Here is a 21225-nt window from a genome sequence, read left to right on the forward strand (position 1 = left end):
CGAGGGATATCTTGATCATGCCGTAAGATCACCAAAAGTTGGGAAGAGCCCATCTAATTTGTCATTTTTCTGGAAAGCGACACTTAACTTGTCACTGGTCAGAGAGTCCTTATAGAGCGTAATTAACCTTTCAAATGCTTGAAAGCCTTATCATAGAAGGGAATAACTCGACGACACTAATTTGTCTCGACGACATTTAATTAGTCACTGTACAAGTCTTGTGTACAGCGAGTTATGTACAGCGAGTCATTCAATCTCACCCGCTTGTAGGATTGCTTCGTAACGGCTTCAGAGAGATAATCCAGGGCAGAATGCTGCAAAGTCTGCGCCAGGGTCACTTTAGCTCTCTGGAGATGAAAATCAATAGCAGTGAACTTCTCAAGCCTTTTTCTCTGGATACCTTTCTCAAACAGCTACAGAGCCTGAATTGTTCATCTCATGGCTTTTCTGTACTATAAGCTTGGGCATTGGTATTTCATAAATGGCGAAAACTAATCGTCCTTCCAGGCTGAGGAGCAGCGCATATCCTACAAAACATTGAGATTAAACCCAACGAAAACTTGGTGTCAGACGGCATTCCGCCCATTTCTGCCACGCTTGCCGCGACCGTCGATCGCTACACCGAGTTTCGCTCTGCCAGTTTGGCAAGCTGGCATCCGATCGATCGCCAAATGCTGATCTTCACTCGCTTTGGAGACACCGCTCAGGTGCATCAGGTCAAGTTTCCGCTGGGCAGCCGAAAACAGCTCACCTTCTTTTCAGAACGCGTCTCTGGAGCCACCTATCAGCCGACTCACGGCGATTATTTTGTCTTTGCCAAAGATATTGGCGGCAATGAGTTTAGCCAGAACTATCGCTACGATCTGACAACGGGGCAAATGACGCTGCTCACGGATGGTCATTCAAAAAATAGTCGCGGCATCTGGGCAAATGCTGGCACACAGATGGTCTACACCTCCACCCGCCGCACTGGCAAAGATACGGATCTGTATCTCATTAATCCGTTGCATCCGGACAGCGATCGCCTTCTCTGCACAGTCGAGGGAGGTGGCTGGTTCCCGCTAGACTGGGCAACCACCGATCAGCAAATTGTGGTGAGTGAATATATCTCCATCACTGAATCCTACCTTTGGATCGTGGATGTTCGATCGGGAGATAAAACCCTGTTAACGCCCAGAACAGAGGAGACAGTGTCCTACCAGGCGGCTGTGTTCGACAAATCAGGTCAGGGGCTGTACGTGGTATGCGATCGGGACTCCGAGTTCCTGCGTCTGGCTTACTTCAATCTGAGCACCCAAGAGTACACCTATCTAACCCAGGATATTCCCTGGGATATTGAACAACTGCGGCTTTCCCACGATGGTCGCATCTTGGCATTTACCGCCAACGAAGACGGAGCCAGCATTCTACATCTATTGGATACTGCAACGAGGCAAGAGCTGCCTTTGCCTGCCTTACCCGTGGGTCAAGTTTACGGACTCAACTGGCACAAGAACAATCAAGACCTGGGATTTACCCTAATATCGGCTCGCTCCAGTGCTGACGTTTATGCGCTCAATGTCATGACGGGCATGGTAGAGAGGTGGACAGAAAGTGAAACAGGAGGACTTAACACCGACACTTTTTCTGAGCCAGAGCTAGTGCAGTGGCAAAGCTTTGACGAGCGCGTGATTTCGGGCTTTCTCTATCTGCCTCCCGCTCGATTCAGCGGCAAGCGCCCGGTTGTGATCAATATTCATGGTGGACCCGAAGGACAGTCTCGCCCTTCCTTCTTGGGACGCAGCAACTTCTATTTAAATGAACTAGGGGTAGCCTTGCTGTTTCCCAACGTTCGTGGCTCTTCGGGCTATGGCAAGACGTTTTTGAAACTTGACAATGGCTATCTGCGAGAGGATTCCGTTAAAGATATTGGTGCATTGCTGGATTGGATAGCAACTTGTCCTGAATTAGATAGCGATCGCATTTTAGTCACAGGCGGCAGCTACGGAGGCTACATGTCACTGGCGGTAGCCACCCATTACAGCGATCGGATTCGAGCCTCCATTGATATTGTCGGAATCTCCAACTTTGTTACGTTTCTAGAGAAGACCGAAAGCTATCGGCGCGATTTACGGCGAGTGGAGTATGGTGATGAGCGCGATCCAGAGATGCGATCGTTTCTGCTGAGGATTTCTCCGCTCAACAATGCTGCCCAGATCCAAAAGCCACTCTTTGTGATTCATGGAGCCAATGATCCAAGAGTGCCGCTCAATGAAGCTGAGCAAATTGTCACCACTGTGCGGCAGAACCAGGTTCCGGTTTGGTATCTGGTGGCAAAAGATGAGGGGCATGGATTTTCCAAAAAGAAGAACGTAGACTTCCAGTTCTATGCCACAGTCATGTTCCTCCAAACGTTCCTGCTGAATCAATTAGGGCAATGACTTATTTACCGCAACGGAGTACCCGTATCCTTCCTCTGTTGGAGAACCCAATCTGATGATCATCGTCCACCACTTGAACAACTCCCGCTCTCAGCGCGTGCTTTGGCTGCTGGAAGAACTCGGCTTAGAGTACGAGGTGAAGTGCTATGAGCATGACCCAAAAACCATGCTGGCTCCTGCATCGCTCCGTCAGGTTCATCCGCTCGGCAAGTCACCCGTGATTACAGATGGCGATCTGGTTTTGGCAGAGTCGGGTGCCATTGTGGAATATCTGGTCGATCGCTATGGGCAAGGACACCTTGCACCTCCACCCGGAACGCCAGAGCGGCTGCGCTATACCTACTGGCTACATTATGCAGAAGGGTCTGCCATGCCCCCACTGCTGTTGAAGCTGGTGTTCGATCGCCTTGAGCAGGAACCCATGCTATTTTTCGTGCGCCCCATTGCCCGCGCCATATCCGGCAGCGTCAAAAGCTCATTCATTGCCCCTCAGATTACTCAGCATTTAGATTATCTAGAGGCAGAGCTTGGAAAAGCCCTCTGGTTCGTGGGCGATGAGTTTACCGCAGCAGATATTCAGATGAGCTTCCCGCTGGAAGCCGCTGCGATGCGGGCAGGTTTAGATGCCAGCCGACCCAAACTGATGGCGTTTCTCGATCGCATTCACAGCCGTCCAGCCTATCAAAAAGCATTGGAGCGGGGCGGCTTGTATGAGCTTCTGAGTTGAACTTGGCTGGTGTCTGCTGTCGGGAGCGATCGTCAGTTGATCCCGACAGCGGTTCTTAGATCTACACAGTGGCTCTCAGTGCATGTAAGCCCACTTGGTTGCCCTCGGTATCGAGCACAATACCAATGAACCCAGGATCGCCGATATCCGTTTTCGGCATCAAGACTTTGCCCCCCTGAGACTCGACCCGCTCTAATGCTTGCTCTAGGTGAGGAACATCTCCTAGATTCAGATAGATTAAGGTACCCGAAGTAGAAGGTGTAAGTCTTTGGCTCTGGACAATGGCTCCACCCGCGCCTGTCTCACTAGCGGGAAAGAACGCCTGCGGCTCTCCCATGAATTCCCCTTTTTCAATCTCCACCCCCAGCAGAGCGCTGTAAAAACTGACGGCGCGATCGAAGTCAGTCGCCGGGATTTCAAACCAATTGATTGCATTTTGCATACTCATCTCCAGAATGAAGCAACCCAGTTATAGTACATTAGTTCTATTAAAGAGTAATGTATTCTAGCCATCATAGTGATATCGATTTAAACGAATTTGTGGGCACATCGAACCTCAGAAGGGGCTTGGCATTGCCAAGCCCGTACCGGGATCTGTCGTGGTTCCAATTCAAATTGGTATGAGAAATGCGATCGCTCAGTTTTGAACTTCTAAAGTTGTGAATGCGTGAGCAGAATAGCCTTTGCAGCTACTCGGCACTAGGTGCAATCATCCTATGCCTGAACTTGATTCACTTGCCATCTGTGCTGGAGGAAACCCGTTTATCATTCAACGAAACAACGCGATCCAATCGGATAACGGTGCCATCTTCTAATTTCACATAATCAGCGTGATTAGAAGCATACACATCCACAATCCGTCCTTCAATCTCGGCAGTAGCATTGGCTTCAGTCTGATAGACAATCCGGCAAGTCTGGCGCAGCGTGGCGATCGCTTCTAACTCATCGTGAAAGTCGCAGCTAACAGGCGTGTAGTTATCCATTGTTTTCTTGGGTGAAATTGTTATTTAACACTTTAGTGCTATCGATCGCCGCTCCAGTCAAAGCGGTCGTTGAAGTTGCTTCTACCAGGGCAACACTTCGCCATTGCTGTGCCAAAAGGTGCCTGTGTTGTCCAAAGTTAATTCATCGATTCGAGCTAGCAATCCTTTGACTGAGGTTTCTGGTGTGATGCCGCCCCTCGTGAAGTTTGTCATGCGAGTCTGCACCAAACCAGGATGCAGAATGGCGACACTCACGCCACGCGGTTTGAGATCATGAGCCAGGGACTTTCCTGCCATGGACAATGCCACCTTCGACATCCGGTAGCCGTAAGAGCTGCCAGAAGTATTATCGGCGATCGATCCCATGCGGCTGGTCATCAACACGACCTTTGCACCAACTCTGAAGCGAGGCAGCAGCGTATGGGTCACTCTCAATGCGCCCAAGGCATTCACCTCAAATTGTTCTCGAATGCTGTCAAAGTCGAGGTGTTCCAATGTCACCTGCTTGAGGATTCCGGCATTGTTGATCAGAACATCGATCCCCGTCTCTCCCAGGCACTCTGCTAAATCTTCAACAGAAGCATCAGAGGTAATATCAATGCCCTCCTCAACCTGCACGCCCAACGCTTTCAAAGCATCATCCGCTGTCCGACAAACTGCAATGACGGTTTCTCCACGCGCCTGAAGCTGACGGCAGAACTCATAACCAATCCCACGATTTGCGCCTGTGATTAAATAGGTTGCCATCAATCTCAATCCTCCTGTCTGAATGTTATGCGACGCTTGCGGGCACTGGTGATGACTGACGAATTTCCACTTTAGAATGAGTCGGAGTGGACGGCGATCGCACTACAGTAAAAAGGCTACCGCAAGTTTGAGCTATGCAGAGATTAGTCGCGATCGGCAGTGTTTTACTTCTTTCTTCAGCCTGTTCCAATCCTCAAACTATTCCTATGAGCAATGATTTCTTGAATACCTCAGTACCACTTGCCGCATCTGTAATTAACAGTGTGGCAACTTCTACTCAGCCAGACGTGACTTTCAACCTGAGTGACGAGCAGTGGCAGCATCGAATCTTGCTCATTTTTGCCCCATCTGAGCAATCTCCGCTCTACCAGAAACAGCAGCAGGCATGGCAATCTCGCAGCGAGGGTATGCAAGAACGCGACCTTAAACTCGTAGAAGTGTTGGCAACCGGAGCCAGTCAAGTGAATGGACAGCCCATGTCGGCTGCCTCTGCCGATCGCTTGAGGGATCAGTTTGGCGTTGCTCCGCAAGACTTTGCCGTAATTTTAGTGGGCAAAGATGGGACTGAAAAGCAGCGATTTTCTCAGCCAGTTGACCTGAGCGATATTTTCAGCACGATCGACGCAATGCCCATGCGTCAGCAAGAAATGCGATGAGCGTCTGCTGAAATGTGAACTGGAATCAAGCCCGGTGTTGTGCCTATCCCACTACAGAAGCCGCTTAGTTAATTAAGATATAGCCCTGTAATTTCACGCAAACCTTATAGACATAGCAACCGCCAAGGCGGTTAAGACGGGGGCATTTAGGGTGGGGCGCTTCGCGCCCCGCCCTAAATGTCCTGAGCAAATTGGCGATGATTACAGAGAAATGAGCAGCCCCCACCCAAATCCCCTTCCCAAAACGGGAAAGGGATCTGGGCGAGGGCGGATTTTGACGCTCATCCTTTAAGTGAGCAGCGTCGTCTAAACTCCAAAAGATTCAGCCGTTAAGACTTCTTAAACTTCGATCCACCTGCATACTGCGCCTTGCTGCCCAACTCTTCCTCAATCCGCAAGAGCTGGTTGTACTTCGACAGGCGCTCACCTCGGCAGGGCGCACCTGTCTTGATCTGTCCGGCTGCGGTGGCAACTGCCAGATCAGCAATAAAGTCATCCGGGGTTTCCCCAGAGCGATGGCTGATCATATAGGTGTAGCCGTTGTCTCGCGAGATGCTGATGGCTGCCAGCGTTTCGGTAATGGAGCCAATCTGGTTGACCTTGATCAGCGTACTGTTGCCCACCCCAGCCGCGATCGCCTCTTTAATAATCTTAGGATTGGTGACAAAAGCATCGTCCCCCACGAGCTGAATCTTTCCACCCAATTTCTGCGTTAGCAGCTTCCAGCCGTCCCAATCCTGCTCCGACAGCCCATCCTCGATCGAAATAATCGGGTACTGATCCACCCAGCTTGCCCACATCTCCACCATTTCTGCGGCGGTCTTACTGCTGCCGTCCGATTTGGAGAACACATACTTGCCATCTTGGTATAGCTCGGTAGTTGCTGGATCAAGGGCGATCGCCACATCTTCACCCGGCTTCAAGCCGACTTTCTCCACCGCCTGCAAAATCAGCTCCACGGCTTCTACGTTAGATTTGAGGTCAGGCGCAAAGCCACCCTCATCACCAATTCCTGTGCTGTAACCGTTCTTTTTCAGGATGGACTTGAGCGCATGGTAAGTCTCTGCGCCCATCTCTAGAGCCAACCGAAAGGTAGCAGCCCCGATCGGCACCATCATAAATTCCTGGAAGTCCACGCTGCTGTCAGCATGGGCACCGCCATTCAGAACATTGAAGCAAGGGGCGGGTAGCAGAATGGCGCTTTCGCCTCCTAGATATTTGTAGAGCGGTAAGCCCGCCGATTCAGCCGCAGCCCGCGCCACCGCCATTGACACGCCCAAGATCGAGTTTGCCCCCAGGTTGGACTTATACTCTGTGCCGTCTAGCTCCAGCATCTTGCCATCGATCGCCGCCTGATCTGCTGCATCGGCTCCTTTGAGCGCCTGAGCCAGGGTTTCATTCACATGGGCAACGGCCTTCAAAACTCCCTTGCCTCCATAGCGCTTTTCTCCGTCCCGTAGCTCCAGCGCTTCCCGGCTCCCCGTTGAGGCTCCCGAAGGCACTGCGGCTCTGCCTTTGCTACCGTCTTCCAGCGCAACGTCCACTTCTACCGTGGGGTTGCCGCGAGAGTCGAGAATTTCTCTGCCATGAATGGATGCGATCGCCACCATAGAATTAATTCCTTAAATTAGGGTACCTATCCACTAATAGATTGAACCAGAAGAAGCCACTGGTTTCCGATCGCTTCGGACTCTTTTAATCTATGGCGCTTAATTTATCATCATCGGACGAGGCAAACTCAATCAGATCTCTAAAAAATAGAGAATGCACCCAGAAATAGCACTTAGCTTTAGACTGCTAAAACTCGAAGCCGACGATAATCGGCGTTTTAGGAGTCTTTTGCAGTTGATGATTTGCTGAATTTGATGGCACCCATGGCACCTCAACCTGAACCAATCTAGGTAACTGTGGCTGAACTATAAAGACAATCAGGCAGACTTCCTACCGTTCCGAGACTTTAGTTTCTTATTTTCAACCCTAACTTGAGGCAAGTCTTTTCTGTCTTTCTGAAAATAGCAGATTTCAACAAGCGTTGGCCATATTTCCAAAGCAGCATGAAACTGGCTAACTACGTCATCCACAATCCTGGAAACATTCTGCTGGAAAAAATCTGGTTCAAATCCATAAAACACTCTCGATATATTTTCAGCAAATAGCTGAAGAGATTGCTTGCGGTCTTCATCCTGTGTAGCATTTGCTGCTTTCACAACCTGCTGATGGATAGCAGAAATCTTTTGCAGAATTTCTTCCGAATCTTGTAAAGTGACTTCACCCATGTAGCCAAACTGAATTCCCAGATCATCTAAACAGTAGATACTATCCTTAATCTTTCGCTTAAGTAAGTTAGAGATTTCCTCGTTGAAAATCTCGCTCACTAACGGATTCCGCATGTAGTTGTTTCTAACATGATTTTGCACAGCGTCAACATGCGCTGCCGCAATACCCTCTTGCTGAATCCAAAGCCTATAGATGTAGTCCTCAAACCTTAGCCTTGTGGGAAAGAAGGGTGGTAAGCCAAGCTGATTGTCATAGCCAGCTACGCCACAGTCCATCCGCCAGTTTTTGTTAGTCACTACGGGTCGAAAATTGACAAGGACATACACCTCGTTCAGTTCATCTGGACTCAGTTGACTCTCGTTATTGAGGTACATGTGAACAAAGTCTAGCGTGTCAATGTCATTAGTTCCTGTCCGAAAGGTTTGAGCCATTTTCACGACAGCATTCTCTGAAATTTCTCCCTGCTGTAGCAAGAGAGAGTTCTCTCGAAAATAGCCCTGTGTTGTGTTGGTTTCTAAATCCATCGTTGTATCCACAACAAGTTCCCCAATTTCAAAGTTATCGGGGACTTGACTGACCTGTTGACCCAGAACATCCTCAAAGGCGGTCAACAAGTCAAAAGACCGATGGACAAAACCACTCTCACAAGACTTGAACAGCCTACCTCGGCAGACTTCGTCCGATGATAAAGATTCTGGACTCGTTTCAATCAAGGCATCGGGTCGCATATCATCATCTGAACTCACCATTAAATGTCCAAGCGTATACATCAAAGTGAAGTTGCGGTTGCCACCATAGCTAGGACGAAACAGGTTCCTAACGAGCGATTCAAGCTTGCGATCGCGTAATCTTTCATTTAGAAGGGTAATAAATTGCTCTTTCTCGCGCGGTCCCACATAGAACACGTCGTTGACCGTCTTGGTTTGTTCTAGAAGCGGGTAATACTTCTCATGATTGGCAAGGCTTGAATCATCAAAAACCATGATCTTTGGAGCATGTCCATTTGCCCAAAAGTTGTCATCATACTTTTCGATCGTTTCTGCGACATCTCTAAGACGATAGGTCGGGATAACAAAAATTGTCTCTTTAGTCTTCACGTTGCTTTCAACTCTATGGAATTAGATATGGAATTAGATGAATGAGAACCGACTTGCTGAGCTGAGGGCAGCCCAAAAAAATTAAGGAGACTCAGCGTCTGCCCTGTAACGACATCTTTCGTGGTTGGATCTGACTGAGCGATCGTCTGCTTAGTCTCCTGTTCGCTATTATGAGGTGCAGCCCACTGGGAGGTCACAACTTCAACCTTATGGACTCGCAGCAGCCCGCAATATTTGTACTCAATGCCGCGCCATTTACCAATTTTTTGCTTAATTTGAGGAATCAATAAAGTGTGCACTCCCGCATCTAACCAAGCTTTTTGCAGCAAGATAGGCGCATTAATGACCACGATCGATTCAGTTGGAATAAGATGACAAGCTTTGATGGTATTTTCACCACTGAACACAGTCTCAGTGAAAGCAATTTGAGCGCCTTGGCGATGAATATCTTTAACTCCGCCTTTAAAGTGAGCTGTGATTGTGCCATCTAAGTCATCAATCATCTGAGGATCAGGCTCACGACTCGAAAGAAAATAGATCTCAGCTTTACTACTTCGACTGGGTTCTGATTCTAAAGGCATATTTCTAACTTGTAACCCCGTAGCTTGTAATTCTGTACCCTGTAATGCTGCAAGATGAAGTGGGATAAATTGGCATTTGAAGCCACCTAGATTTGGCAGTCTTGTAGCGTGTATCGAACAAGATGAGTCTTCCTTAAAGCCACTTTGAGGGCTGGGATCAGAGTCGGATTAAGCGCGATTGCCAAAACATGATCTCCGCAATGAACTCTAGGTTGAGCACTGGCTAAAATAACCTCACCTCCTCGCACTAAGCCCAATACAACGCAGAACTCAGGAATTGCGATGTCACTTAAGGCGATACCACAAAAATAGCTACTGAAGGTGATTGTAACTTCAACCAAATTTGACTCGTTAAAATTTCGATGCTTGAACATAATTAACCGTTTCCGTCCTTTTGGAAATCATGTTTCTATTATCCAACTTCACAAGCGATAGGGAATATAGATCTTGATATATCAATGCGGTATAGTTTTGAACTAAACGTTTATAAACGCTCCCTAATTTTTATATATTGTGTTTAGCCTTTGTTTATACCTATCTATACCTTGCCATTCTTGAGAGTCTATTAGATTATTAGAAACTGTGAATCCATGAGATGACGCAGGACAATGCTCAAAATTTCCCACAAACATTTCTTGAGAATCCCTGCCCCAAGTAGATTTCAGTTTTTCTAAAGTGAAAAATTCCATCTTGATTGAGATTGAAGATACTAATCAGCAAGAGTCTGGATTGCGCATTCTAATATCTAATCAGTTTCCTTCATCTGAAGATCGTTTAGAGCAGTCTGTTCTAATAGATGCTGAGCGGGTTAGAACAGCAGAAAATTACGCACGATCGCCTGTTGACGCAGCACCTCTCACGGCAATATTACTGGCTTGCCTTTGCTTCACATCTATTTTTGGGGTTGTGGTTCTTACCGCTTCTGCATTTTGTAGGAATGAAGAGAAAGAGGGCAAAATAAGAGTGGCTGATCCCTTTGAACTTCCCTGTCAAACTTGTCGATTCTTCAGTAGAAATCAGCATCTTCGTTGTGCGGTACATCCTTCTATAGTTCTGACTGAACAAGCGCTCAATTGTCCTGACTACTGTCCCCAGTAAAGGCTCTTTTCCGATCGTAGGCATTGTTTAATCTGGGTAAGGATTTTTTTGCAAGGAGCGCTAAAATAGCGAGAATCAGTAGTTCTCCTTTGTAGTGTTTTAAGCCTGAGAATCCAGAAACCATCAGGGCAAGTCCTAATGACTCCGAACCTGCGGCGCTTAGTACGCTGCCTAGTGCTAGGAGGCTTAGGCTCTACAGCAAGACGCAGACGTAAAGCAACTGCTAAATAATTTGAAGGAGAGACATTGCTCAATCAGGGCTGGACTTATCGAGAACAGGTCGATCGCTCTGGTGCAGGGCTAACCCTTCTGGCGTACTATAGCCAGCGATACCCTCACTCTAGTCCCGAAGAGTGGCAGGACAGAATTTCGGCAGGACAGGTTTTGCTCGATGACCGTCCTGCCGCACCTAATACAATTCTGCGTCCCGGACAGCGGCTGACCTATCAGCGTCCGCCCTGGGAAGAGCCAGAGGTGCCCCTCTCCTTCGAGGTGCTTTACGAAGACCTAGATTTGCTGATCGTGGCTAAGCCTTCCGGACTGCCCGTGCTGCCAGGAGGCGGTTTTCTGGAACATACCCTGCTGCGACAGCTACAGCGGCAGTATCCCGCAGACCAATATCCCGCAGACCAGTATCTCGCAGACCAGTATCCCGGCACGCCTGTACCGATTCATCGCTTGGGTCGCGGCACGTCTGGACTGATGCTGATGGCGCGATCGCCCCTTGCCAAGTCTCATCTGAGCCAGCAAATGCGCGATCGTCAGATCCAGAAAACCTACCGGGCGCTGGTAGGCAGAGGCTTTCCCGATCGGCTGATCGTGACGGATGCGATCGGCAAGGTTCCCCATCCGGTTCTGGGCTACATTTATGCTGCAACGCCTGACGGACAATTTGCCCAGAGCGAGTGCCGAGTTTTAAGGCGAAACGGCGACACCACCCTTTTGGAAGTCACCATTCTCACCGGACGACCCCACCAAATTCGGATTCATCTAGCGGCGGCAGGCTATCCGCTCCTGGGCGATCCGCTGTACGGAGTTGGCGGCTTGCCCTATCAGCCGGAAGCCGAAAAAGTTGCGGTTCCGGGAGATTGCGGCTACTACCTTCATGCCTATCATCTGGGTTTTCACCATCCTCGGACAGGTGAGGTGATGAGCGCGATTTGCCCCCCGCCCAGTCAGCTTTGCTGAAGCTTCAACGAATCGACTGCATTCCATCAAAGGCTCGAATCAGCTCATCGGCAACGTAGCTAATGGGGGCACGCGATCGCACCTTGATGTTGGCAACCAAGGTCATACCGGGCGTGAGGGTCAGCGGTTTTGCTCGGCTTGCTAGAAACTGCTGATCAATCTGCACCTCCACAGGAAAGACCGCTTGCCCTGCCGTTTGCTCATTTTTCACTGCCTCGTTACCAATTTGAGAAACGGTGCCCTTGACCGCTCCAAATTCTGTGAAGGGATAGGCATCAATCCGCACATCAACAGGCATCCCCTGGCGAATGTTGGCGATATCGATATTGGCGACCTGGACACGCGCCGTCAAATTCTCGCTAGGCACCACCTGAAGCAAGACCTGTCCAGGTTGGGCAACCATACCGGGCAGCTTAGGCCCCAAGTTAAACACAACGCCATCTGCGGGTGCATGAATATCCTGATCCTTCAAGTTGAGCTGAATCTGATTGAGCTGAGAAGAAACCTGAACCAACTGCCGCTGATTATTTTTGATCGTGGCATCAAATTCAGCATCTAGCGCCGCCAGCTGGCTCTGTAAATTCTGATAGTCTGCACTAATCTGCTGTCTAGTTTGTACCTGTGTCTGAATCTGGTTAAGCTGAAGCTGACTTCTTTGCAGATCGCCCTGGTTAGCTTGACTTTGCAGCGCATTCACCCCAACCACACGCTGCAAAAACTCTGTGCGAGAAATAGCGCCTTGCTCTAGCAGGGGCTGCAATTGACTCACCAATTTTTGCTCTACATCACGCTGAAACTCAGTCTGGGACAATTGCGATTCAGTAGAAGCGACCTGAGCCTGCAAACTTGAACCCTGAAGATCATTGATGGCAAGCCGATCCTGCACCTGCTGCTGAAACAGATTGTATCGCTGAAATTGCTCTGGACTGAGATTGCTAGGATCGCCCGAAATTTGCGCGACTAAGAGCGATCGCGTTTCCACTCGATTGATCAACTCTGGTGAAATATTGGCTCCACTTTGGATCAAGGCGCTAGCAGAAACACCCTGGGTTGCCTGCCGCAAAACCGCCATTTCGGTGAGAAACTGCTCTCGCTGCACAAGTAACGTCTGGAGCTGATTTTGAAGTTCTGCCTTATCGAGTTGCAGCAAGAGCTGTCCCTGCTTGACGCGCTGACCCTCGCGCACCGCCACCACCCTCACCACGCCGCCAATTTTAGACTGAACCGCCTGAGACTGCGACAATGGCTCTAGCTTGCCCTGAGCAGCAACCACCACATCGACCCGTGCCACCACAGACCAAGTTCCGGCAGCGGTGAGACCCAGCAAAATCACAAAAATCAGGCGTTTTGTCCAGGCAGCAGGCTGTGGCAGATTCAGTCCGCCCATATCCATATCTTGCTCTACTTTTTCGATCGCCGTTTGCCAGCTCAAGAGTTGCTTCAGACGCATAATTTCTCCAAAATAGATTGAGTGAGGTAAGCGATAAAATAGATGCGCGGCGTAAACAATTCCGCAAGAATTCTACAGGCGAGACTGCTGTGCATACAAACAGTAGTAAAGCTGACGACGCATCATTAGATCTTGGTGGGTACCCTGCTCTACTAAGATGCCAGACTCCATAAAGAGAATCCAATCTGCACTGGTCAGAGTATTGAGGCGATGCGTAATGAAGAATACCGTGCGATCGCTAAATTGACGCATTAGATTATCAAAAACGCGGCGTTCTGTTTCGTAGTCTAGGGCGCTAGTCGCCTCATCGAAGACCAGCAATCGCGGATCGGTGGCGACGGTACGGGCGATCGCAATTCTTTGGCGCTGTCCTCCAGAAAGGGTGCCGCCCCGTTCACCTACCTTTGTGCTGTAGCCTTGGGGAAGCTGCATGATGAAATCATGGGCATCGGCAATTCGAGCTGCCTCAATCACCGCATCGTCGGTCAAGTCGCCAAACAGGGCAATGTTGTCTCGAATCGTGCCTTCAAACAGCACTGCGTCTTGGGGCACATAGCCGATTTGCTGCCGCAGGGAATCCAGCTTTACCTTATTGACATCAAATCCGTCGATCGAGATACTGCCAGAGTTGGGCACATACAGCCGAGGCAGCAGCTTCATCAGCGTACTTTTCCCAGACCCGCTTTGACCCACGACCCCAACAAACGATCCTGGCGCAATATCGAGGCTGACGTTAGAAAGCTGCTGCTGTCCGGGAGCAAACCCAAAGGTAACCTCGCTATACTGGACGCGCCCCTGAATCTGCGGCATTTGCACATCGGCACCCTCCGGCAATTCCTCAGCCGTTGCGTCGGCAATATCTGCCAATAGCTCCATTGAAAGTGAGGCTTCCTGGAAGCGTTGCCATAGCCCCGCCAGCCGAATCATCGGGCCAGTCACATATCCCGCAAGAATCCGAAAGGCAATTAGCCCACCTAAAGACAGCTTTCCTTCTAGAACCAAACTTGCGCCGACCCACAGCACCAAAAAGCTGCTGGTGGTATTGAGGAATTGATTGAACGAGGCAAAGATTGTGCTGACGGTTGCTGTGGTAAAACCGCTGCCGAGATAGTTGACATAGCGATCGCGCCAAGTCGCCTCCACCAAAGACTCCATGTTCTGAGCCTTGACGGTGAACATACCGCTGAGAACTTCCACTAGATAAGACTGCACCTTAGCCCCATGATCGGCTTTGACCCGAATCAGCCTTTTTTGAATAGCGGCAACCGCCAAGGTTGAGAGAACGATAATAGGAACGGTTAAGAGAACGCAGATGGTCAAAGTCTGGCTGTACAAAAGCATCACGCCAATATACATAATGGAAAATAAAACATCTAAAACGCCCGTTAGTGCTGTCCCCGTTAAAAACTGACGTACGTTCTCTAGCTCAGAGAGACGTGAGGACAATTCTCCAACCGGGCGCTTATCAAAAAAACTAAGAGGAAGATGCAGTAAATGGCGAATGATCTCGATACTTAAACGGAGATCTAGCCGAGTTGTCGTGCTGGCAAATAAATACATGCGCAGAATGGTCAGCACTCCTTCTAAAAACGCAAATAAGATCAGCAGCATTCCAAACATCGGCACCACCCCGATATTGGCGTTGATAATCACCTTATCAATCACCTGCTGTACTAGAAGTGGATTTGCCAGACCCAAGACCTGAATAAACACAGAGGCAATCAAGACCTGAGATAAAATACCGCCCTGTGCCGTCAGCGTCGGGATAAACCAGCTAAATCCAAATCGTTTTGTGGGGGTGCGGGGCAGACGCTCCAGGATGACTGCCTCACAGGTGGCAGTCGGGCTACTCAGCGAGGCAGGGCTATCGGGGATCAAGCGTGAGGCAATCTGGTCAGGCGATAGCTGCAATAGCCCCGTGCGAGGCGACCCGATCACCGCCCCTTTTGCCGTCACCTCATAAACGACCGTCAAAATATCCTGGCAGCGGACGATCGCCGGAAGCTTGAGCCGATTTAATCCGCCGATAGTGGGCGTAAAGTGAACAATCTGAGCATTTAGCCCGACAGCTTGACCCACCCGCACGCACAGATCCAGCGGTTCAAACTGCTCGATCGATCGCTGCTTCAGCAATTTACGTAAGCTATCTGGGCGGTAGGGCACCTGTAAAAACTCACAGACCATGCCAAAACAGGCGATCGCATCTTCTACCCGGTCAGGAGAGGGCGATCGACGAATCGGATAACTTTGCGTCCGCGGCAGCTCTTTAGTGGGGACACGACTCATTGCGCTATGCTTTGCGTCCGCGACCTTCATAGCGCTACTCAATGCACCGCTGAGCGCCGTGGTGGGAGTCAATGCAGAAGTATGGGAGTCTTTAGGGCTATTAGGTCGTGCATCCGGTCGCGTGTCGGTATGGACGACAATTGGAGGCTGGCTTGAGCCTGAATTTGAGCCCGAATTTGAGCCTGAATTTGAGCCTGAATTTGAGCCTGAATCTGAGCCTGGAAGCAGCCGTGACTCATCGATCTCGTCGGTTGGAATCGCGCCGCTCAAGAGTGCCGAAGCCAAAAAGCTGCGCTCAATGCCGAGTAAGCGAACCGGAAAAAGAGAAGGCTGGATTTGTTGGAGCTGATGGGGGCTATTGACAGGTGTGCCGATCGCCATATTGATGGGCGCACCACCGCTCACCAACCAAACTTGGTCAGCAGAAGAAGGGGCAAAAAATCGATCGGGCTGATTGGGATACCAGGACTGCACGATGGCAAGCTGCTCTTGCTCGATATACTGCACCACATCTTTGAGGTTGACGCCTGAGAACCGAGACGGCATCGACGACAAAAAGCAGGACAGCGTATCAAATAATTCCGCAAGGCTAACCCGCTCCATCAAAGTCGGCATCAAGTGCTGGAGTGCCAAAGATTCAAACACGTCCGCAGGCATTGCCACCGTCAAGATTTCCTCTTCTTCTCCCAAGACGGCACGAGCAGAGCCGCCCGCTACCCGTCGCAGCAAGCCATCCCAGCCGACGACAGCGCCTTTGCCAACGATCGCCAAAGTCGGACTTTGATAGGACATTGCCCCCAGAATTCTCACCTGTCCCTGCACGATGCAGTGAACGGCTAGGGGCAGCTCCGTGGGCTGATAGAGAAATTGTCCGGCTCGAAAGGAACAAAGCTGTAGCTTCCGAGCGACCTGCTTGCGCATGGCAGTGGGAACGGCATTGAATGGCCAGGCATCAAAGAAACTGCGAAGAAATAGCGTAATCTGGGCATCAATCTCAGCCATAGTTTTTCACTTCCTTCGAGAAGGGACTATCAATTAGGGAAATATATTTATTGGGATCACGTTTAGGATCACGTTAGGGAAGCCACGGGAGCCGATTGTGCAGTTTCGGCCTGTATGGCGATCGCCCCCGGCGTAGAGGTGACGGCCTGAATCTGAGACTGAAGCCAGCGGGTATATAAACGATTCACCAAGCTGCTACGGGTTGCCTCAGTGAGTCGGGCGCTAATCAAATGCTCTAGCCGCACAATCCAGAAGCGATCGCCGACGGGCATGGGACCATAGATGGCTTTGGGCGCGCCGCTGCGAAACAGCATGGCGACATCGGCAGGTAGGGTAGACATAGCAACTGGGCCAACCCATCCGCCTGCAACGCGCTCGCTGCCTAAGGAATGCGCCTGAGCCAGTTTCTCAAAGCTTGCGCCATCATCTCGAAGCTGAAAATAAATCTCTTGCGCCAGCAGCAAATCAGTCATTTGAATCAGCGAATATTCCACCTGATCGAAGTCCAGCTTGTTGCGCAAGAACTCTGACTCTATCTGATTGGCAAAACCCATCTCCTTAAATTTTTCAATGCGCAAATCCCGCAGCATCACGGCGCTAAAGTATTCGGGCGTCACGCTTTTTTGCTGACACCACTGCGCCAAAAAACCGTGAAAATCTTCGGGTATCGCCACATCTGTAGGCCCAACTAAAGCGTGAAACACCTCCTGCTCAGACAAAGAAATTTCCTCAACCACTTTGTCTAGCACCACCTGACCCACCAGCGTTTCCAGCAGCTTATACTGCACCAAAGCCGAAACCACCTGATCGCTGCTAAATAGGCGATCGCCAATTTTCAGAATACCCATAACTGTGTTCCAAGATTGCGAACTAGCAAGCTTTTGTGAGCAATAGACAACGGATATAGCAACCGCCAAGGCGGTTAGGACGGAGCAAGCTAGCGACAGCTATATAACTTGAGCAGACCTCTCTCAGCAGATACCCTTGAGCAGACACTAAAACCTTCTAAAACCAGTAGGGCACCCAAACCGTTCGGGCTTAACCTATCTATTTATAGCCTATTACATCCGCGTTATCCATTAATTAGAACTCGATCGCGATTTAGAATTCTAATTAATCAGAAAAACTGCTTTTTCCCATTGACGATGGGTGAAGTTTAGATATAATGGGCAGAGTGCCGCGCTCAAAAAGATGCGCAAGTGCCAAACCAAGACTTCATTTAGCTCAGCTATTCTATTTGCTCAATTAGCCAACTCAAAGGCTTGACTGAGTTGAGTTTCACAGAGTCAAATTTCACTGAGTCGATCTGTATCGCTGTCCTCAAATCCATATTTCTTAAAGCGATCGCTCGAATCGATCGCGCCGTGTGAATGCTAACATTCACATGGCACAGATTTGAGTCTAGTTTTGCGATCGGTTCATTCACCCGATTTGAACTCGAAGCTGTCACCTTTTCATGTCAAGTAGCGCGATCGAGCGGATGATGCTTGAGTCATTTCTTCTTGAGTTTGTGACTCGTACTCAGATTTACCTCTGCAATTAAACTAATCACCAGGAGACAACTATGAGCCTTACCACACAAAAAGGGCTGGACGCACTTTTGGCTTTGCTACAGAACAACCAGGTCAGGCGATCTAGCGGCCGCCAAAGATTTGTTGGTTTTGCAGGCAGCGACGTTTTTTCTGGAGATGCAAGAAATAATACAGCTAACGGCGGACGCGGAGACGATGCTCTGCTGGGGGGCAACGGTAACGATCGCCTGTCTGGCGATGTTGGCAACGACATCCTGATGGGGGGCAACGGCAACGATCGCCTGTCTGGCGGCAACGGTAGCGATATGCTGTTTGGTGAAGCTGGAGATGATCAGCTCGATGGCGGCAACGGCAACGACACCCTAGATGGCGGATTGGGAGTTGACACGCTGATTGGCGGCGGCGGCAATGACCTGTTGGCAGGTGGCGCTGGCGCAGATGTCATGACGGGCGGCAGCGGACGCGACCAGTTTGCCTACGACAGCAACGTCTTTGCCAATGGCGTGGCGGCTCCGGCAGGAACCACGGGCATCAGCGTCTTGAATGCACCCGATATTATCAGAGACTTCACGATCGGCGAAGATCAGTTTACGCTAGATGCCCAGGCGCTCGGTATCGATAGCGTGGTCTTTCAGAAAGGGCTTTCTTCCCAGATTGCTGACGGTAATGTGATTGTCCTAACGGATAGCTTTGCTGCTGCCGGGGCTGCGGCGCGGGCGATCGCCAACAACAACAACATCACGGCGGACGCAGGCGTGTTTGTCTACTTCAACACAACCCTACAGCTCAATCGGCTCGTCTACTCCACAGATTTGGGTGGCGGCGGCGATATTAGTGTCCTTGCCAATCTGGACAACCAGCGAGGAACGGCAGGACAGGCAAACTTAGCGCAATTCTCGATCGCCAACTTTAATCTAGTGAATGGCGCTGCGGGCAGACTCACGGACAGCAATAGCGATGTGCTGTTTGGAGATGCTGGCGCTAACCAGCTCAGCGGTGGCAGTGGGGATGACTCGATCGATGGCAGAGTGGGCAACGACACCCTCACAGGCGGCAACGGCAATGATTTTCTGGTGGGTGGTTCTGGTAATGACAACATGACAGGCGGCAGCGGGCGCGATCAGTTTGTCTACCGGGGCAATGTTTTTGCCAATGGCACTCCAGCTCCCGCAGGCACGACGGGCATTAACGCCTTGAACCAGCCGGATATCATCACCGACTTTACGATCGCAGAAGACCAGTTCACCCTAGACGGTGCCGATCTAGGTATCGGCGCCATCAACTTTCAAAAGGCAGCAGCTTCTCAGTTGGCTAACGGCAATGTGATTGTCCTGACCGATGGCTTTGCGGCTGCTGGGGGCGCGGCGCGGGCGATCGCCAACAACAATGCCGTGACCGCCGATGCGGGCGTATTTGCCTACTTCAACACCACGCTAGGTCTGACCCGACTGGTGTATTCCAGAGATTTGGGTGATGGTGGCGATATTAGCGTCTTGGCTAATTTAGACAACCAAAGGGGTGCAGCAGGATTGACTAACATCGCTAGCTTTGCGGCGACTAACTTCAACATCGTTTAAGGATTTTGTTTATTGTTTGAAAGGTGCGCTGCGCACCTTTCAAACAATAAACATCAATAACTGGGGAATTTAGAAGGCAGATGCATAAGTCCTATCTACGTGAGTCCATCAATCTGTTATTTCGGGAGTTTTTATTATGAACCGTTGGCTAGTTGGTAGCGGGGCGATCGTTTCTTCCGCAGTGGCACTCTATAGCTGGACAAATCCATCTATCTCTAATCTCACCCTTCTAGCCGCTCAGTTAGAGCCGGATTCTAAGCCCTTACCCAGAGAGATAGAAGGACTTTACGATCGCCTGTTGACGAAAGCGCGATCGGTTGCAACTCGCGATCAGCTGGCAGAGGCGATTAATACCGTTGCTGGAATTCCTAGGAACAGTATGTCCTATGGAGAAGCTCAGCAGCTTCAGGAAGATTGGACTCAAGAATTGCTTCAGCGTGCTAGCAGTCAGTACAAACGAGCAAATATGAGAATGGCAATATGGATGCTCAAGGCAATTCCATCTACTAGCCAGCGCTACGATCGGGCAACAGAATTACAGCAGCGTTGGGCAAAAGAATGGACGGCTTTGCGTCAAGCCTCTGCTGCCAAAAAGCAAGGCGATTGGAAAGGCGTTATGTCTTCTTTGACCCTGCTAAAAGATTCGATGCTCTACCAAAGTTCTCCTGCACAGGAAATGCTGCAACAGGCTACAGCAAATTTATATAGTACCGACAAGACGCTAGTACAGATTAGCGCTGTACCTCCTAATAATTCTGCTGTAGCTCCTGCTATGCCCTCCACAGCCGATCTGAGTGCAGCATTACCCGTTTCTTCCCAATCTCCGGGTCTGCTGATCGATCGCACTCAGGCTTTGGCTTGGGCAGAGCCTCCTGCTCTATTTGCTGATGGCTCTCCGGTCAGAATGGAGACAATGCCTAGCGGTACGCCAGACAGCGGCATCTCAAACAAGACTGCACCCAGCGCACCCGGAAGCCTTCTTAGCCCCGAATATGTACCTTTAGAGTGGGCACCCCCTGCCCTTGATCCGGCAATACCCACCTCTTCTAGTGTTCCCCAACCATCCGTTGATTCAGGAAGTAACTCTAGCGGTAACGTTGATGGTGCCCCTAGTATCACTCCTGATAGCAGCACGCCAGACTTAATCCCTGAGCCATCCTCTGTTCCATCTATACCTCTGTTTTCTGGCTCGATCGCCCCTGAGAACTGGATGGCGCTACCGCCCATTGATTTGCTATCTCCCCTCAGCAGAACGCCGGGTCTTAAAGGTGGTCTTATCTTGCAATCTGCCCTAAGCGCTTCAACCCAAATGTCTTGGAGTAAGAGCGCTACTGAAAAGCTGGTAAATAAGTTTTAGAGGCAATCTACAATTCAATCCACGCCTGAGCCACACTAGAAAACTTCAGCCTAAAATCAAGTTTTGCCTTCTCAATATCAAGATTGGCGTATCTGTAATTAGATTTCGCTTGAGCACAATCTATACATCAAGAAGCGAAATCAAGTTTTGTGTACTCAACGCCAATATTTGCCTAAGCGAAGTCAAGTTTTGCTTATACCAATTTAATGTGAGGAAACATATAATACGAGTCATAAAGTTAAGCCCT

General features: G+C 49.9%; 17 protein-coding genes. 6 read left to right on the forward strand and 11 right to left on the reverse strand.

Going from position 1 to position 21225, the window contains the following annotated elements:
- Positions 1 to 524 precede the first annotated feature (524 nt).
- Positions 525 to 2420 carry a S9 family peptidase gene (locus AC5JMP_RS22490; RefSeq protein WP_495853751.1) on the forward strand — a complete coding sequence of 632 codons (1896 nt, stop codon included), beginning with the start codon at positions 525 to 527 and terminating at the stop codon, positions 2418 to 2420.
- A 55-nt stretch (positions 2421 to 2475) separates the two neighbouring features.
- Positions 2476 to 3147, forward strand: coding sequence for a glutathione S-transferase (locus tag AC5JMP_RS22495; protein WP_495853735.1), 672 nt, complete (start codon positions 2476 to 2478; stop codon positions 3145 to 3147).
- Positions 3148 to 3208: 61 nt separating this feature from the next.
- Here AC5JMP_RS22495 and AC5JMP_RS22500 read toward each other — a convergent pair whose 3' ends face one another.
- The 3 genes from AC5JMP_RS22500 to AC5JMP_RS22510 all read right to left on the reverse strand — a co-directional run bounded on the left by AC5JMP_RS22500 (position 3209) and on the right by AC5JMP_RS22510 (position 4877).
- Complete coding sequence (locus AC5JMP_RS22500) at positions 3209 to 3589, reverse strand: VOC family protein (protein ID WP_495853736.1); 381 nt, start codon at positions 3587 to 3589, stop codon at positions 3209 to 3211.
- A 289-nt stretch (positions 3590 to 3878) separates the two neighbouring features.
- Positions 3879 to 4130: a hypothetical protein gene (locus AC5JMP_RS22505; RefSeq protein ID WP_495853737.1), complete on the reverse strand. Its 252-nt coding sequence runs from the start codon at positions 4128 to 4130 to the stop codon at positions 3879 to 3881.
- Between the two features lie 81 nt (positions 4131 to 4211).
- Entirely contained in the window at positions 4212 to 4877 is a 666-nt protein-coding gene (locus tag AC5JMP_RS22510; protein ID WP_495853738.1) for an SDR family oxidoreductase, read from the reverse strand.
- 134 nt (positions 4878 to 5011) lie between these two features.
- Here AC5JMP_RS22510 and AC5JMP_RS22515 point away from each other — a divergent pair, with 134 nt between their 5' ends.
- Complete coding sequence (locus AC5JMP_RS22515) at positions 5012 to 5533, forward strand: DUF4174 domain-containing protein (RefSeq protein WP_495853739.1); 522 nt, start codon at positions 5012 to 5014, stop codon at positions 5531 to 5533.
- Between the two features lie 329 nt (positions 5534 to 5862).
- On the opposite strand, the gene eno is transcribed toward AC5JMP_RS22515, so the two are convergent.
- The 4 genes from eno to AC5JMP_RS22535 all read right to left on the reverse strand — a co-directional run bounded on the left by eno (position 5863) and on the right by AC5JMP_RS22535 (position 9862).
- Positions 5863 to 7143, reverse strand: coding sequence for a phosphopyruvate hydratase (gene eno, locus AC5JMP_RS22520; protein ID WP_495853740.1), 1281 nt, complete (start codon positions 7141 to 7143; stop codon positions 5863 to 5865).
- A 318-nt stretch (positions 7144 to 7461) separates the two neighbouring features.
- Positions 7462 to 8907 carry a hypothetical protein gene (locus tag AC5JMP_RS22525; protein WP_495853741.1) on the reverse strand — a complete coding sequence of 482 codons (1446 nt, stop codon included), beginning with the start codon at positions 8905 to 8907 and terminating at the stop codon, positions 7462 to 7464.
- Positions 8904 to 9488, reverse strand: a complete 585-nt coding sequence (locus AC5JMP_RS22530) for a hypothetical protein (protein ID WP_495853742.1) — start codon at positions 9486 to 9488, stop codon at positions 8904 to 8906. The genes AC5JMP_RS22525 and AC5JMP_RS22530 overlap by 4 nt, the downstream gene beginning before the upstream one ends.
- Before the next feature lie 86 nt (positions 9489 to 9574).
- Positions 9575 to 9862, reverse strand: a complete 288-nt coding sequence (locus AC5JMP_RS22535) for a TrkA C-terminal domain-containing protein (protein ID WP_495853743.1) — start codon at positions 9860 to 9862, stop codon at positions 9575 to 9577.
- Positions 9863 to 10832: 970 nt separating this feature from the next.
- On the opposite strand from AC5JMP_RS22535, the gene AC5JMP_RS22540 reads away from it, so the two are divergent.
- Positions 10833 to 11774 carry an RluA family pseudouridine synthase gene (locus AC5JMP_RS22540; protein WP_495853744.1) on the forward strand — a complete coding sequence of 314 codons (942 nt, stop codon included), beginning with the start codon at positions 10833 to 10835 and terminating at the stop codon, positions 11772 to 11774.
- A 4-nt stretch (positions 11775 to 11778) separates the two neighbouring features.
- Here the strand turns inward: AC5JMP_RS22540 and AC5JMP_RS22545 are convergent, their stop codons facing one another.
- From AC5JMP_RS22545 to AC5JMP_RS22560, 4 genes are all read right to left on the reverse strand, one after another.
- Positions 11779 to 13224 (reverse strand): HlyD family type I secretion periplasmic adaptor subunit, encoded by a 1446-nt coding sequence (locus tag AC5JMP_RS22545; protein ID WP_495853745.1) that lies wholly within the window; start codon positions 13222 to 13224, stop codon positions 11779 to 11781.
- A 72-nt stretch (positions 13225 to 13296) separates the two neighbouring features.
- Complete coding sequence (locus AC5JMP_RS22550) at positions 13297 to 16512, reverse strand: peptidase domain-containing ABC transporter (protein WP_495853746.1); 3216 nt, start codon at positions 16510 to 16512, stop codon at positions 13297 to 13299.
- A 68-nt stretch (positions 16513 to 16580) separates the two neighbouring features.
- Positions 16581 to 17360, reverse strand: a complete 780-nt coding sequence (locus AC5JMP_RS22555) for a peptidylprolyl isomerase (RefSeq protein ID WP_495853747.1) — start codon at positions 17358 to 17360, stop codon at positions 16581 to 16583.
- A gap of 380 nt (positions 17361 to 17740) precedes the next feature.
- Positions 17741 to 17962 carry a hypothetical protein gene (locus tag AC5JMP_RS22560; protein ID WP_495853748.1) on the reverse strand — a complete coding sequence of 74 codons (222 nt, stop codon included), beginning with the start codon at positions 17960 to 17962 and terminating at the stop codon, positions 17741 to 17743.
- A 114-nt stretch (positions 17963 to 18076) separates the two neighbouring features.
- Between AC5JMP_RS22560 and AC5JMP_RS22565 the strand changes: the two genes are divergently transcribed.
- Both AC5JMP_RS22565 and AC5JMP_RS22570 read left to right on the forward strand, forming a co-directional pair.
- Positions 18077 to 19621: a calcium-binding protein gene (locus AC5JMP_RS22565; protein ID WP_495853749.1), complete on the forward strand. Its 1545-nt coding sequence runs from the start codon at positions 18077 to 18079 to the stop codon at positions 19619 to 19621.
- A 136-nt stretch (positions 19622 to 19757) separates the two neighbouring features.
- Complete coding sequence (locus tag AC5JMP_RS22570) at positions 19758 to 20978, forward strand: hypothetical protein (RefSeq protein WP_495853750.1); 1221 nt, start codon at positions 19758 to 19760, stop codon at positions 20976 to 20978.
- The last annotated feature ends 247 nt before the right edge of the window (positions 20979 to 21225 follow it).

It is taken from the genome of Drouetiella sp., assembly GCF_059504425.1.

Excerpts from the sequence above, each read along its gene's own strand:
- AC5JMP_RS22530 (WP_495853742.1), bottom strand. The coding sequence starts at position 9,488 with ATGCCTTTAGAATCAGAACCCAGTCGAAGTAGTAAAGCTGAGATCTAT.
- AC5JMP_RS22555 (WP_495853747.1), bottom strand. The coding sequence starts at position 17,360 with ATGGGTATTCTGAAAATTGGCGATCGCCTATTTAGCAGCGATCAGGTG.
- AC5JMP_RS22550 (WP_495853746.1), bottom strand. The coding sequence starts at position 16,512 with ATGGCTGAGATTGATGCCCAGATTACGCTATTTCTTCGCAGTTTCTTT.
- AC5JMP_RS22515 (WP_495853739.1), top strand. The coding sequence starts at position 5,012 with ATGCAGAGATTAGTCGCGATCGGCAGTGTTTTACTTCTTTCTTCAGCC.
- AC5JMP_RS22495 (WP_495853735.1), top strand. The coding sequence starts at position 2,476 with ATGATCATCGTCCACCACTTGAACAACTCCCGCTCTCAGCGCGTGCTT.
- AC5JMP_RS22565 (WP_495853749.1), top strand. The coding sequence starts at position 18,077 with ATGAGCCTTACCACACAAAAAGGGCTGGACGCACTTTTGGCTTTGCTA.
- AC5JMP_RS22505 (WP_495853737.1), bottom strand. The coding sequence starts at position 4,130 with ATGGATAACTACACGCCTGTTAGCTGCGACTTTCACGATGAGTTAGAA.
- AC5JMP_RS22535 (WP_495853743.1), bottom strand. The coding sequence starts at position 9,862 with ATGTTCAAGCATCGAAATTTTAACGAGTCAAATTTGGTTGAAGTTACA.
- AC5JMP_RS22545 (WP_495853745.1), bottom strand. The coding sequence starts at position 13,224 with ATGCGTCTGAAGCAACTCTTGAGCTGGCAAACGGCGATCGAAAAAGTA.
- eno (WP_495853740.1), bottom strand. The coding sequence starts at position 7,143 with ATGGTGGCGATCGCATCCATTCATGGCAGAGAAATTCTCGACTCTCGC.
- AC5JMP_RS22570 (WP_495853750.1), top strand. The coding sequence starts at position 19,758 with ATGAACCGTTGGCTAGTTGGTAGCGGGGCGATCGTTTCTTCCGCAGTG.
- AC5JMP_RS22510 (WP_495853738.1), bottom strand. The coding sequence starts at position 4,877 with ATGGCAACCTATTTAATCACAGGCGCAAATCGTGGGATTGGTTATGAG.
- AC5JMP_RS22500 (WP_495853736.1), bottom strand. The coding sequence starts at position 3,589 with ATGCAAAATGCAATCAATTGGTTTGAAATCCCGGCGACTGACTTCGAT.